Here is a 13756-nt window from a genome sequence, read left to right as displayed (position 1 = left end):
GCCGCCACCGGGCTTTTTGTATTACGCTTTCTTCCCGCCGTACTGGCTGAACCACGCCAGCATTCTCTGCCAGCCATCTTTCGCCGATTCTGCGTGATAGCTCGGACGATAATCGGCATTAAACGCGTGTCCCGCATCCGGGTACACCACGATTTCGGCCTTCGCGTTTGCCGCCCGCAGCGCGTGGCGCATGGTCTCGACGGTATCAAGCGGAATGCCGGTATCCTGGCCGCCATACAGCCCTAGCACCGGGGCATTTAAATCGGTGGCGATATCAACTGGATGTTTCGGCGAGTTCAGGGTCTTTTCACCCACCAGTTTACCGTACCAGGCCACAGCGGCTTTCAGCTGCGGATTGTGCGCGGCATACAGCCAGCTAATGCGTCCGCCCCAGCAGAAGCCGGTCACCATCAGACGGTGCGGGTCGCCACCGTTGCGCGCCGCCCAGCTGGCAACGTGGTCGAGATCGGCCAGCACCTGCGCGTCCGGCACTTTGCTGACCAGGTTGCTGAACAGCGTCGGGATGTCGCTGTAATCATTCGGATCGCCCTGACGGAAGTAGAGTTCCGGCGCAACGGCCAGGTAACCTTCCAGCGCCAGACGGCGGCAGAGGTCGCGAATATGTTCATGAACGCCAAATATTTCCTGCACCACGATCACGATGGGCAGCGGGCCATCGGCGGATTTTGGCCGCGCGTGGTACGCTGGCATGTTCTCTCCCTGGGAGGGAATGGAGGTCTCGCCTGCGGTAATGGCCTCTTCAGGGGTTGAGACGATGGTTGAAGCATGCGGGGCCGCAGCAGGTGCAAAACCGGTTTTTTCAGTCATGGCATTCTCCGTACCAATGAATGGATTAGCGCAAAGATAAATATAGACACCAGGTTAACAATCCACAGTGCCTTATAGCGTCTATCTTTTGTGCAGCACCAGGCGATATAACTTGTTAATGTGATGTGAATCACTATTTTATGGAAATTAACTGCAATCATTTTCATTCATGGTGAGGTGTGTCACGAAATAATGCACATTGCTTCTGTAAAGTACCGTTTTACTTCTTCTGACAAACCGACCCACAGAGGAGTCACCTATGTCTAAGTCTGATGTTTTTCATCTCGGCCTCACTAAAAACGATTTACAAGGGGCTACGCTTGCTATCGTCCCTGGCGATCCTGAGCGTGTGGAAAAGATCGCCGCGCTGATGGATAAGCCGGTTAAGCTGGCAGCGCATCGCGAATTCACCACCTGGCGCGCAGAGCTGGACGGTAAAGCGGTGATCGTGTGCTCTACCGGTATTGGTGGCCCGTCTACCTCTATCGCCGTTGAAGAGCTGGCGCAGCTGGGCATTCGTACTTTCCTGCGCATCGGCACCACAGGCGCCATTCAGCCGCACATCAACGTGGGCGACGTGCTGGTTACCACCGCATCCGTGCGTCTGGACGGGGCAAGCCTGCACTTTGCACCGATGGAATTCCCGGCAGTGGCCGATTTCGAATGCACCACCGCGCTGGTTGAAGCCGCGAAGTCCGTGGGCGCCACCACCCACGTGGGCGTAACTGCCTCTTCCGACACCTTCTACCCGGGCCAGGAGCGTTACGACACCTTCTCTGGTCGCGTGGTGAGCCGTTTTAAAGGCTCCATGGAAGAGTGGCAGTCGATGGGCGTCATGAACTACGAAATGGAATCTGCGACGCTGCTGACCATGTGCGCAAGCCAGGGTCTGCGTGCCGGTATGGTGGCGGGCGTAATCGTCAACCGGACTCAGCAGGAGATCCCGAACGCTGAAACCATGAAGCAGACTGAAAGCCATGCGGTGAAAATCGTGGTTGAAGCGGCGCGCCGCCTGATCTAATTCTCTCTTCAGTGCTAAAAGGCCGACATGCTCGGCCTTTTCTTTTTGCGTAACGCCTCGCAGGAAAACCCTTTCAAACTGGACGTTCATACAGCACAATTCTATTTTGTGCGGGTTAGACGTGGATGCAGGGGGCATTGTGGATATCTCAATCCTGGTTTATGCGGTAGTTGCGCTGGTGAGCGTGGGGATTGGCTGGCTCATTTCCGGCTACCAGCATGCGCAGCAGAAAGCCGAACAGCTGGCAGAGCGCGAAGAGATCGTCGCTGAACTTAGCGCGACGAAACAACAGCTTGCGCTGAGTGACCACTGGCGCGACGAATGCGAACTGCTCAATAACGAACTGCGCAATCTGCGTGATATCAATACCTCGCTGGAGGCCGATCTCCGTGAAGTGACCACCCGTCTTGAGTCCACCCAACTGCACGCCGAAGACAAAATCCGTCAGATGATCAACAGCGAGCAGCGTCTTAGCGAGCAGTTTGAGAACCTCGCGAACCGCATTTTTGAGCACAGCAATCGCCGCGTGGATGAGCAGAACCGCCAGAGCCTGAACAGCCTGCTGACGCCGCTGCGTGAACAGCTGGATGGCTTTCGCCGTCAGGTACAGGACAGCTTTGGTCAGGAAGCCCGCGAACGCCACACGCTGGCGCATGAAATTCGTAATCTCCAGCAGCTGAATGCGCAGATGGCGCAGGAGGCGGTTAACCTGACGCGCGCACTGAAAGGTGATAACAAAGCGCAGGGAAACTGGGGCGAAGTGGTCATGACGCGTGTGCTGGAGGCCTCTGGCCTGCGCGAAGGATACGAATACGAAACGCAGGTCAGCATTGAGAACGATGCGCGCTCGCGGATGCAGCCGGATGTCATTGTTCGTCTGCCACAGGGCAAAGATGTGGTTATCGACGCCAAAATGACGCTGGTGGCCTATGAGCGCTACTTCAACGCTGAGGATGACTACACCCGCGAAACAGCGTTGCAGGAGCACATCGCCTCCGTGCGTAACCATATCCGTCTGTTGGGCAGAAAAGATTATCAGCAGCTGCCGGGGCTGCGATCGCTGGATTATGTGCTCATGTTCATTCCGGTCGAGCCTGCGTTCCTGCTGGCGCTCGACAGACAGCCCGAACTGATCACCGAAGCGCTGAAAAATAACATTATGCTGGTCAGCCCCACCACGCTACTGGTGGCGTTACGTACCATTGCCAACCTGTGGCGCTATGAGCACCAAAGCCGTAACGCGCAGCAGATTGCCGATCGCGCCAGCAAGCTGTACGACAAAATGCGGCTGTTTGTGGACGATATGTCCTCGGTGGGGCAAAGCCTGGATCGCGCGCAGGATAACTACCGCCAGGCGATGAAAAAACTCTCCTCCGGGCGTGGCAATTTGCTGGCGCAGGCGGAGGCGTTTCGCAGCCTGGGGGTGGAAGTTAAACGCGAGATTAATCCGGAACTGGTGGAGCAGGCTACCGCTCAGGACGAAGAGTTTCGTCTGCGTGAAGGCGACGGTGAGCAAAATAGCCGCAATGAAGACAACGATTTAGCGGCGAGTTTATCCCCCGAAGCGCAGCCGGCGCGTTTCTTTCACGGTGGTTGAAACGTAGGGCAAATGCGCCCAATCTGTTACACTTCACGAACATTTGACTGATTAGCAGGCTCTGAGATGGTTGACGATTCACAAGACACAACGCACTTTGGCTTTCAGACTGTCGCCAAAGCGCAGAAAGCTGACATGGTGGCCCACGTATTTCATTCCGTGGCGGCGAAGTACGATGTGATGAATGATTTGATGTCATTCGGCATTCATCGCTTGTGGAAGCGCTTCACTATTGATTGCAGCGGCGTGCGCCGTGGACAAACGGTGCTGGATTTAGCCGGAGGCACAGGGGATCTGACCGCTAAGTTCTCCCGTCTGGTTGGCGAAACCGGCCGCGTGGTGCTGGCGGATATCAACGACTCAATGCTGAAAATGGGACGCGAAAAGCTGCGTAATATCGGCGTGGTAGGCAACGTTGAATATGTTCAGGCCAACGCCGAAGCGCTGCCGTTCCCGGATAATACGTTCGACTGCATCACCATCTCTTTCGGTCTGCGTAACGTGACCGATAAAGATAAAGCGCTGCGCTCCATGTACCGCGTGCTTAAGCCGGGCGGTCGACTGCTGGTACTCGAGTTTTCTAAACCGATTATCGACCCGCTGAGCAAAGCTTACGATGCCTATTCCTTCCACGTTCTGCCGCGCATCGGCGAGCTGGTGGCAAACGATGCAGAAAGTTACCGTTATCTGGCCGAGTCCATCCGAATGCACCCGGATCAGGACACGCTGAAAGCGATGATGCAGGATGCGGAGTTTGAAAACGTGGAATACTTCAATATGACGGCGGGTGTCGTCGCGCTGCATCGTGGTTACAAGTTCTGAGTGGAGGTTTCCCGTGCCCATTAAACCCTTAGTCACCGCTGGCATCGAGAATGTGCTGAATGCCTTTCTGTATCGCGCTCCGGCGCTGAAAACCGCACGTCAGCGGCTTAACGGAAAGGTGCTGCGCATCGTTTTAAAGGAGTTCTCGACGCCGCTTGTGTTGGTCTTCAGCGAACGCCAGCTTGACGTTCTGGGTGAGTGGGAAGGCGAGGCTGACTGCTCGGTGATTACGCACATGAGCGTATTGCCAAAACTGCGTGACCGTCAGCAGATGACGGCGCTTATTCGCAGCGGTGAGCTGGAGGTCGAAGGCGATATTCAGGTGGTACAGAACTTCGTTGCACTCAGCGATCAGGCTGAATTCGACCCGGCGGAACTGATGGCGCCCTATATCGGCGACATCGCGGCTGAAGGTATAAGCAAAACGCTGCGCACGGGTTCCGCTTTCCTTCGTAAAGGTCTGCTCCGTCAACAGCGCTACGCTGCCGAGGTGCTGACCGAAGAGTGGCGTATGGCGCCGGGGCCTTTAGAAGTCGCCTGGTTTGCAGAAGAGACCGCGGCAGTTGAGCGCGCAGTTGATGCGTTAACCAAACGGCTGGAAAAACTGGAGGGCAAATGACGCCTGGTGAAATTCGGCGCCTCTATTTTATCGTTCGCACCTTTTTGAGCTACGGGCTCGACGAGCTTATCCCCAGAATGCGTATCACCCTGCCGCTTCGGCTTTGGCGTCGCACGCTGTTCTGGATGCCGAATCGCCATAAGGATCAGGAGCTGGGCGCACGCCTGCGTCTTGCGTTACAGGAGCTGGGCCCGGTCTGGATCAAGTTTGGGCAGATGCTCTCAACACGTCGCGACCTTTTCCCACCGCAGATTGCCGATCAGCTCGCGCTATTGCAGGACCGCGTTGCTCCGTTTGACGGAGAGAGAGCGAAGAAACAAATCGAAGAAGCGATGGGCAATATCCCCATCGAGACCTGGTTTGATGATTTCGATATTCAGCCCCTGGCCTCTGCCTCTATTGCGCAGGTTCACACCGCGCGCCTGAAGGAAAATGGCAAAGAGGTGGTCATCAAAGTGATTCGTCCGGATATCCTGCCGGTTATCAAAGCAGACATGAAGCTGATTTATCGCCTGGCTCGCTGGGTGCCGCGTCTGTTGCCGGATGGTCGCCGTCTGCGTCCGCTGGAAGTGGTACGGGAATACGAAAAAACGCTGATTGACGAGCTTAACCTGCTGCGTGAATCGGCGAACGCCATTCAGCTGCGTCGAAACTTTGAAGACAGCCCGATGCTGTATGTTCCTGAAGTCTATTCTGACTATTGCAGTCAGAACATGATGGTGATGGAACGTATCTACGGTATTCCGGTCTCGGACGTGGCGGCGCTGGAAAAACAGGGCACCAACATGAAGCTGCTGGCCGAGCGTGGCGTGCAGGTCTTCTTTACTCAGGTTTTCCGCGACAGCTTCTTCCATGCAGACATGCATCCGGGCAACATCTTCGTCAGCTATGAGCACCCGGAAGATCCGAAATACATCGGCATCGACTGCGGTATTGTCGGCTCGCTGAATAAAGAGGATAAGCGTTATCTCGCCGAGAACTTTATCGCTTTCTTCAATCGCGACTACCGTAAGGTGGCCGAGCTGCACGTGGATTCAGGCTGGGTTCCGCCAGATACCAACGTGGAAGAGTTTGAATTTGCGATCCGCACCGTCTGTGAGCCGATTTTTGAAAAGCCGCTCTCGGAGATCTCTTTCGGACACGTCCTGCTCAACCTGTTCAACACCGCACGCCGATTCAATATGGAAGTGCAGCCGCAATTAGTTTTACTTCAGAAAACATTACTTTACGTTGAGGGCGTAGGCCGCCAGCTCTATCCTCAGTTAGACTTGTGGAAAACCGCGAAACCGTTCCTCGAATCCTGGATTAAGGATCAGGTCGGAATTCCAGCTCTGATTCGCTCGCTTAAAGAGAAAGGCCCGTTCTGGATTGAAAAAATGCCTGAAATTCCTGAACTGGTTTACGACAGTTTGCGTCAGAGCAAGAACCTTCAGCACAGCATGGATAAAATCGCGCACGAGCTTCAATCCAGTCGCGTGCGTCAGGGGCAGTCCCGCTATCTCTTCGGAATTGGCGCGACGCTGCTGATAAGCGGCACGTTGCTGTTGATCAATCGTCCGGACTGGGAAATGATGCCAGCCTGGATTATGGCTGCCGGTGTGGTTGTCTGGCTTGCTGGCTGGAGAAAAACGCGCTGAATTAGCGTCGCTATCGAGAGATTGCATACGTATAATGCGATCTGACTAATTAATCATCTATCACTGGGGAACACGCATGGGTGGTATCAGTATCTGGCAGTTAGTGATCATTGCCGTCATCGTTGTGCTGCTGTTTGGCACGAAAAAACTCGGATCGATTGGTTCCGACCTGGGCGCGTCAATCAAAGGCTTCAAGAAAGCCATGAGCGATGATGAGAATAAGCAGGAAAAAACCAGTCAGGATGCTGATTTTACCGCTAAATCCATCGCCGATAAGCAGGACGAAGCCAAAAAGGAAGAGGCTAAACGTCACGATAAAGAGCAGGTGTAATTCGTGTTCGACATTGGTTTTGGTGAGTTACTGCTGGTCTTTGTGATTGGTCTGATTGTGTTGGGGCCGCAGCGTTTACCCGTTGCGGTGAAAACCGTCGTGGGCTGGGTGCGGGCGCTTCGCTCGCTGGCAACTACCGTGCAGAACGAGCTGGCGCAGGAGCTGAAGCTTCAGGAATTTCAGGACAGCCTGAAAAAGGTTGAAAAGGCGAGCATGGACAACCTGACGCCGGAGCTGAAAGCATCAATGGATGAGTTGCGCGAAGCGGCGGAATCCATGAAGCGTTCTTACAGCATTAACGATCCTGAGAAGGCGAGCGATGAAGCAAACACCATCCACAATCCGGTGGTGAAGGGTAGCGAAGAGCAGCGCGAGGGTGTAACGCCTTCCAGCGCGGAGCATCAGGCTGCTTCGCCAGAGCAATCGCCGCAGGAGCCCGAAGTGAAAAAGCAGGTGCCGCCGGAAGAGCCCGTGGTCAAAACGGCTGAGGTAAAACCCGCCGCGCCCGTTTCCGAATCATCCCCCTCGTCGAGTGATAAAGCGTAAACATGGCAGTAGATGATACTCAACCGCTTATTACGCACCTCATTGAGCTGCGTAAGCGCCTGTTAAACTGCATTATTGCGGTTTTCCTCATTTTTTTATGTCTGGTCTATTTTGCCAACGATATCTATCAGGTGGTTTCCGCGCCGCTGATTAAACAGATGCCTCTGGGCGCGACGATGATTGCAACAGACGTTGCTTCACCGTTCTTTACCCCGATCAAACTGACCTTCTGGGTGTCGTTGATTGCCTCTGCGCCGGTCATTTTGTATCAGGTCTGGGCATTTGTGGCGCCCGCGCTGTACAAGCATGAACGCAAGCTGGTTATTCCGCTGCTGGTGTCCAGTTCGCTGCTGTTTTATATCGGCATGGCGTTCGCCTACTTCGTTGTCTTCCCGCTGGCCTTCGGCTTCCTGACGCATACCGCACCGGAAGGGGTACAGGTGTCGACGGACATCGCCAGCTACCTCAGCTTCGTGATGGCGCTGTTTATGGCCTTTGGTGTCGCCTTCGAGGTGCCCGTAGCAATTGTCCTGCTCTGCTGGGTGGGGGTGACCACGCCTGACGATCTGCGTAAGAAGCGCCCGTACATCCTGGTGGGGGCATTTGTCGTAGGTATGCTGTTAACGCCACCGGACGTCTTCTCGCAAACCTTACTGGCGATACCTATGTACTGCCTGTTTGAAGTCGGCGTGTTCTTCGCTCGTTTCTACGTCGGAAAGGGGCGTACCCGGGACGAAGAAGACGAGCCGTCTGAAGAGACTACTAAAGAATAAAACCAACCGCCCGTCAGGGCGGTTGTCATATGGGGATACGTATGTTTGATATCGGGCTTAACCTCACCAGCGCCCAGTTTGCGAAAGACCACGATGAGGTGGTGGCGCGCGCCTTTGCCGCCGGCGTGGGTGGGCTGCTACTGACGGGAACGAATCTGCATGAGAGTGAGCAGGCACGGCAGCTGGCGCAACGCTATCAACACTGCTGGTCCACCGCAGGCGTGCATCCTCATGACAGCAGCCAGTGGACGCATGAAAGCGCTGAGGCGCTTCATCGTCTGGCACAAACGCCAGAAGTGGTTGCCATTGGCGAATGCGGGCTTGATTTCAACCGTAACTTCTCGACGCCTGAAGAGCAGGAGAAGGCATTTACCGCCCAGCTCGCGCTGGCAGCAGAGCTGGAGATGCCGGTGTTTATGCACTGTCGCGATGCGCATGAACGTTTTATGGCGCTACTGGAACCCTGGCTGGAGAAACTGCCGGGCGCGGTGTTGCACTGCTTTACGGGCTCCCGTCAGGAAGCGCTGGATTGCCTGAACCGCGGGCTGTATTTGGGTATCACGGGCTGGGTCTGCGATGAGCGTCGTGGGCTGGAACTGCGTGAGCTGTTACCCGTTATCCCGGCCGATCGTTTGCTGCTGGAAACGGATGCGCCGTATCTGTTGCCCCGGGATATGCAGCCCAAACCGCCATCACGACGTAATGAACCGGCCTACCTGGGGCATATTGCTGAGCGAGTGGCGCACTGGCGCGGAGAAGATGTCCAGTGGCTGGCAGCACAAACCGATGATAACGTGCGTCGTCTGTTCGGCGTGCAGTTCTAAACTTTGCGGAAATCGGTGTTTTTAACGCTCTGCAACACCTCTTTGTTCAGCAGGTTGAGCAGCAGCATGGAGCGCGCTTCACCGTCCGGCTCAGCGAAGATGGCCTGTAACCCTTCAAAGGCGCCTTCGGTGATCACCACGCTGTCGCCGGCATAAGGGGTTTCCGGATCGGTAATATCTTCAGGCTGCTGGTAGACAGAAAGCTGATGAATAACCGATGACGGTACTCTTGCCGGATGGGCGCCAAAACGCACAAAATGGCTGACGCCGCGCGTGGCGCTGATCGTCGTGGTGTGGATCACTTCGGGGTCGAACTCGACGAACAGATAGTTCGGGAACAGAGGCTCACTGACGGTCGTGCGTCTTCCACGCTGCATTTTTTCAAGCGTGATCACGGGTGTCAGGCAGTTAACAGACTGACGTTCAAGATGTTCCTGCGCGCGCTGAAGTTGCCCGCGTTTGCAATACAGTAAATACCAGGCCTGCATAATCACTCTTCCCATTGTTCGGGGCGCAAGCATACCAAAACCCTGGCGGGATCGCTAAGGTGATTATAATGGCGAAAAAGAGAGTAAGTCGTGGAAGTTCACGCTAATTTAACAAAATTACAGCATCACGCGGTCTTACGCCGTATAATGAAGCGCTTACAGAGAGGCCATGATTAACTGCATGAAATACCACGATCTACGCGACTTCCTGGCGCTGCTGGAAAAGCAGGGCGAACTCAAACGCATTACGCTTCCTGTTGATCCGTATCTGGAAATGACAGAAATCGCTGACCGCACCCTGCGCGCGGGCGGCCCGGCGTTGCTGTTTGAAAACCCAAAAGGCTACGCCATGCCGGTACTGTGCAACCTGTTTGGCACACCTCGCCGCGTGGCGCTGGGGATGGGACAGGAAGATGTCACGGCGTTACGTGAAGTGGGCAAACTGCTGGCCTTTCTTAAAGAGCCGGAGCCGCCAAAAGGGTTCCGCGACCTGTTCGACAAGCTGCCGCAGTTTAAGCAGGTGCTGAACATGCCCACCAAACGCCTGCGCGGTGCGCCGTGCCAGCAAAAAGTGCTGGAAGGCGATGCGGTGGATCTGACCAAAATTCCCATCATGCAGTGCTGGCCTGACGATGCCGCACCGCTGATCACCTGGGGCCTCACCGTGACGCGTGGGCCGCATAAAGAGCGTCAAAACCTCGGCATTTATCGCCAGCAGCTGATTGGCAAAAACAAGCTCATCATGCGCTGGTTGTCCCATCGCGGCGGGGCGCTGGATTTCCAGGAGTGGTGCGCGGCCCATCCGGGCGAACGCTTCCCGGTTTCCGTCGCGCTGGGTGCCGATCCGGCAACCATTCTGGGCGCGGTGACGCCTGTTCCTGATACGCTGTCTGAATATGCCTTTGCAGGGCTGCTGCGCGGCACCAAAACCGAAGTGGTGAAGTGCATCTCCAGTGACCTGGAAGTGCCGGCCAGCGCAGAGATTGTGCTGGAAGGTTACATTGAACAGGGCGAGCTGGCGCCCGAAGGGCCGTACGGCGACCACACCGGCTATTACAACGAAGTGGATAACTTCCCGGTGTTCACCGTCACCCACATTACCCAGCGTGAAGATGCCATCTATCACTCCACCTATACCGGCCGTCCACCGGATGAACCGGCGGTGCTTGGCGTGGCGCTGAACGAAGTGTTCGTGCCGATCCTGCAAAAGCAGTTCCCGGAAATTGTTGATTTTTATCTGCCGCCGGAAGGGTGTTCGTATCGCCTGGCGGTGGTGACGATGAAGAAGCAGTATGCCGGTCACGCTAAGCGCGTGATGATGGGCGTATGGTCGTTCCTGCGCCAGTTTATGTATACCAAGTTTGTGATTGTCTGCGATGATGACGTCAATGCCCGCGACTGGAATGACGTCATCTGGGCCATCACCACGCGTATGGATCCGGCGCGTGATACGGTGTTAGTGGAAAACACGCCGATTGATTACCTGGACTTTGCCTCGCCGGTTTCCGGCCTTGGCTCAAAAATGGGACTGGATGCCACGAACAAATGGCCTGGCGAAACCGACCGTGAATGGGGTCGCCCGATCAAAAAAGATCCTGCCGTGACCGCGCGAATTGACGCGATCTGGGACGAGCTGGCCATAATGAATAACGGTAAGGCAGAATAAGACCGTTTAGCCCTATAGACTTCCCGACAGAGAGAGCGAATGACAACCTTAAGCTGTAAAGTGACGTCGGTAGATGCTATTACCGACACCGTATATCGCGTCCGTTTGGTTCCTGAAGCGGCCTTCTCATTCCGTGCCGGTCAGTACCTGATGGTCGTGATGGACGAGCGTGATAAGCGTCCTTTCTCTATGGCCTCAACGCCAGCAGAGAAGGAATTTATTGAGCTGCATATTGGTGCGTCTGAGCTTAACCTGTACGCGATGGCCGTGATGGACCGCATCCTGAAAGAGCGTGAAATCGTGGTCGATATTCCTCACGGCGAGGCCTGGCTGCGTGAAGACGAAGACCGTCCGCTGATCCTGATTGCCGGTGGCACGGGCTTCTCATATGTCCGCTCTATTCTGCTGACCGCGCTGGCGCGCAACCCGAATCGCGATATCACCATCTACTGGGGCGGCCGTGAAGAGAAGCATCTTTACGATCTGTCTGAGCTGGAAGCGCTGAGCGTAAATCATCCAAACCTGCGCATCGAGCCGGTTGTCGAGCAGCCTGAAGAGGGCTGGCGCGGGCGCAGCGGTACGGTGCTGACTGCGGTATTGCAGGATCATGGGACGCTGGCCGGGCACGATATCTATATTGCCGGTCGCTTTGAAATGGCAAAAATTGCCCGCGACCTGTTCTGCAACGAGCGTGACGCGCGGGAAGATCGTCTGTTTGGCGATGCGTTTGCGTTTATCTGATTGAGAGACCCGCTTCGGCGGGTTTTTTACGCTCGGGCATTAGCCTGGTGAAAATTTAACCTTGAAATGGGCGGCGCATTGCCGTTATTCTTGTTCCCGTTAAATTTCGCCCTCAGGAGCGCCCCCCAAAAATGAACAAACACGACTGATGAATTTCGATCCTTGCTCAACGCACCGCGTCGGCAGGGGATGTTTTGATTTCATTCAGGAGTGCTTATGGCTCATTTTGCGCAGTCCCCCTCTTTTATTTTGCATCAGGTCACCTGTCAGTTTGCGACGGGCGATATCCTTTTTGGTCCGCTGAATCTTTCTCTGGATGCGTCAGTGTGCGCGCTGGTTGGCCGCAACGGCAGCGGTAAAACACGTCTTCTGCGGCTGCTGGCAGGGGTTGATGAACCCGCCAGCGGTCATATTGATCGCTTTGGTACACACGTCTATGTGGCGCAGCAGCAGGATATTTCTGCGGATACGACTCTTGCCGGACTGCTTGGTTACGACGCGATCTTTGCGGCGCGCACGCGCATCGACAGCGGTCATTATGAACCCGACGATCTCGACACGCTCGATGGTTACTGGGATCTGGCTGAACGGCTGAGCCAGGCTTTTATCGCTGCAAAACTTCCCCCTTTTGACCCGAATAAACGCGCGGCAGAGCTGAGCGGCGGCGAGCGCATTCGTGCCTTGCTGTGCGGCGCATTCGCCGCAGATGCTGATTACCTGCTGCTGGACGAACCGACCAACCACCTCGACAGGCAAGGCCGCGTGTGGTTCTACGGGCAGCTTTCCCGGTATCAGGGCGGGGTGCTGGTGGCCTCCCACGACCGTGAGTTGCTGGCGCAGGTATCGCGTATCCTTGAACTGAACGCATTGGGCTTGCGCAGCTACGGTGGGAATTATGCTGGCTATCGAACCCAGCGTGATGCTGAGCAACTGGCTGCCCGCGCCGCGCTGGGGCATGCTGCCACCGAACGCAAGCGTACCCGCGCCCGTATGCATAAAGAGCATGACGACAGCCTGCGGCGTTCAGCCAAAACGCTTCGCACGGTCGACAGCCTTAACATCGCCTCGTTTGAACGGGTCAAATACAAAGGGGCGGCGAAAGAGCGTATTGGTTCCTGGAAAAAACAGCATAGCGATCAAAATCATGCTCTGAACGCTGCGGTCAACCAGGCACGCGAGCGGGTTGAAGAGGATAACGCGGTGATGTTTACCCTGCCGGGCAGTGAAATCCCGGAAGGAAAACAGGTGCTGGTGCTGGAAGAACTGGTGCTTCCGCACGTGCCTGTCTCCCCGATAAACTGGCGAATGGATGGCCCGATGCGCGTGGCGCTACGCGGGCCGAACGGCTGTGGAAAATCCACGCTGTTGAAAGTGATGTTGGGCGAAACCGCCCCTGTCACGGGAACCTGTAAGGTCTCCGTCAGGTGTGCTTATCTCGATCAGCATCTTTCCCGGCTGGATCTGTCGCAGTCGGTGATGACTCACCTTAGCCTCGGCAATACGCCGCTCGAAGAAGGGGCGCTGCGTACCCGTTTAGCGCAGCTTCAGCTGGGCGCAGAGAAAGTAACACTACCACTGGCCGAACTGAGTGGCGGCGAGCGCCTGAAGGCCGCGCTGGCCTGCGTATTGTGGCGTGAAGCGGCAACGCAGCTGTTGCTTCTGGATGAGCCGACCAACCATCTTGATCTGGCCTCTGTTCAGGCTATAGAAGCGGCCTTAGCCGATTACCCCGGCGCGCTGCTGGTGGTGTCGCATGATGAAGCCTTTCTGGCAGGGCTGAAGTTGACGCATGAACTGGTGTGGGAAGAGACGGGATGGCGATGTGAAAGCCTGTAAACACAAGCCCCCGCAAGGGCGGGGGCA

At 55.8% G+C, this 13756-nt stretch carries 14 protein-coding genes; 12 read left to right on the top strand and 2 right to left on the bottom strand.

Features of this window, described 5'->3' with window-relative positions:
* Positions 1 to 21: 21 nt before the first annotated feature.
* Positions 22 to 828, bottom strand: coding sequence for a dienelactone hydrolase family protein (locus ACOTWU_RS17870; protein WP_003860793.1), 807 nt, complete (start codon positions 826 to 828; stop codon positions 22 to 24).
* A gap of 259 nt (positions 829 to 1087) precedes the next feature.
* Between ACOTWU_RS17870 and udp the strand changes: the two genes are divergently transcribed.
* The 9 genes from udp (at position 1088) to tatD (ending at position 8998) form a co-directional block, all read left to right on the top strand.
* Positions 1088 to 1849: a uridine phosphorylase gene (gene udp, locus ACOTWU_RS17865; RefSeq protein WP_003860792.1), complete on the top strand. Its 762-nt coding sequence runs from the start codon at positions 1088 to 1090 to the stop codon at positions 1847 to 1849.
* A 139-nt stretch (positions 1850 to 1988) separates the two neighbouring features.
* On the top strand, positions 1989 to 3446 hold the full coding sequence (gene rmuC / locus ACOTWU_RS17860) for a DNA recombination protein RmuC (RefSeq protein ID WP_040117071.1): 1458 nt from the start codon (positions 1989 to 1991) through the stop codon (positions 3444 to 3446).
* A gap of 66 nt (positions 3447 to 3512) precedes the next feature.
* A complete protein-coding gene (gene ubiE, locus ACOTWU_RS17855; RefSeq protein WP_003860790.1) occupies positions 3513 to 4268 on the top strand; it encodes a bifunctional demethylmenaquinone methyltransferase/2-methoxy-6-polyprenyl-1,4-benzoquinol methylase UbiE in 756 nt (251 codons plus the stop codon).
* A gap of 13 nt (positions 4269 to 4281) precedes the next feature.
* Positions 4282 to 4887, top strand: a complete 606-nt coding sequence (ubiJ, locus tag ACOTWU_RS17850; RefSeq protein WP_023295740.1) for a ubiquinone biosynthesis protein UbiJ — start codon at positions 4282 to 4284, stop codon at positions 4885 to 4887.
* The gene (gene ubiB / locus ACOTWU_RS17845) at positions 4884 to 6524 is read left to right on the top strand and encodes a ubiquinone biosynthesis regulatory protein kinase UbiB (protein WP_023302908.1); all 1641 of its coding nucleotides are present in this window, start codon (positions 4884 to 4886) and stop codon (positions 6522 to 6524) included. The genes ubiJ and ubiB overlap by 4 nt, the downstream gene beginning before the upstream one ends.
* Positions 6525 to 6600: 76 nt before the next feature.
* Positions 6601 to 6855 carry a Sec-independent protein translocase subunit TatA gene (gene tatA, locus ACOTWU_RS17840; RefSeq protein WP_003860787.1) on the top strand — a complete coding sequence of 85 codons (255 nt, stop codon included), beginning with the start codon at positions 6601 to 6603 and terminating at the stop codon, positions 6853 to 6855.
* A 3-nt stretch (positions 6856 to 6858) separates the two neighbouring features.
* A complete protein-coding gene (tatB, locus tag ACOTWU_RS17835; RefSeq protein ID WP_003860783.1) occupies positions 6859 to 7401 on the top strand; it encodes a Sec-independent protein translocase protein TatB in 543 nt (180 codons plus the stop codon).
* A 2-nt stretch (positions 7402 to 7403) separates the two neighbouring features.
* Complete coding sequence (gene tatC / locus ACOTWU_RS17830) at positions 7404 to 8174, top strand: Sec-independent protein translocase subunit TatC (protein ID WP_015569997.1); 771 nt, start codon at positions 7404 to 7406, stop codon at positions 8172 to 8174.
* A gap of 41 nt (positions 8175 to 8215) precedes the next feature.
* Complete coding sequence (gene tatD, locus ACOTWU_RS17825; protein ID WP_040117072.1) at positions 8216 to 8998, top strand: 3'-5' ssDNA/RNA exonuclease TatD; 783 nt, start codon at positions 8216 to 8218, stop codon at positions 8996 to 8998.
* Here the strand turns inward: tatD and rfaH are convergent.
* Complete coding sequence (gene rfaH, locus ACOTWU_RS17820) at positions 8995 to 9486, bottom strand: transcription/translation regulatory transformer protein RfaH (RefSeq protein WP_003860779.1); 492 nt, start codon at positions 9484 to 9486, stop codon at positions 8995 to 8997. The two genes, tatD and rfaH, sit on opposite strands and share 4 nt — an antisense overlap.
* Positions 9487 to 9655: 169 nt before the next feature.
* Here rfaH and ubiD point away from each other — a divergent pair, with 169 nt between their 5' ends.
* The 3 genes from ubiD to ACOTWU_RS17805 all read left to right on the top strand — a co-directional run bounded on the left by ubiD (position 9656) and on the right by ACOTWU_RS17805 (position 13729).
* Positions 9656 to 11152, top strand: a complete 1497-nt coding sequence (gene ubiD, locus ACOTWU_RS17815; RefSeq protein ID WP_033486949.1) for a 4-hydroxy-3-polyprenylbenzoate decarboxylase — start codon at positions 9656 to 9658, stop codon at positions 11150 to 11152.
* Positions 11153 to 11191: 39 nt separating this feature from the next.
* Complete coding sequence (gene fre, locus ACOTWU_RS17810; protein WP_003860778.1) at positions 11192 to 11893, top strand: NAD(P)H-flavin reductase; 702 nt, start codon at positions 11192 to 11194, stop codon at positions 11891 to 11893.
* Positions 11894 to 12109: 216 nt separating this feature from the next.
* A complete protein-coding gene (locus ACOTWU_RS17805; protein WP_040117073.1) occupies positions 12110 to 13729 on the top strand; it encodes an ABC-F family ATP-binding cassette domain-containing protein in 1620 nt (539 codons plus the stop codon).
* The last annotated feature ends 27 nt before the right edge of the window (positions 13730 to 13756 follow it).

It is taken from the genome of Enterobacter cloacae complex sp. GYL001 (assembly GCF_049237125.1).
GTDB lineage: Bacteria > Pseudomonadota > Gammaproteobacteria > Enterobacterales > Enterobacteriaceae > Enterobacter > Enterobacter hormaechei_C.
The sequence above is the reverse complement of the archived record's forward strand: the minus strand, read 5'-3'. Positions and strand labels throughout refer to the sequence as shown.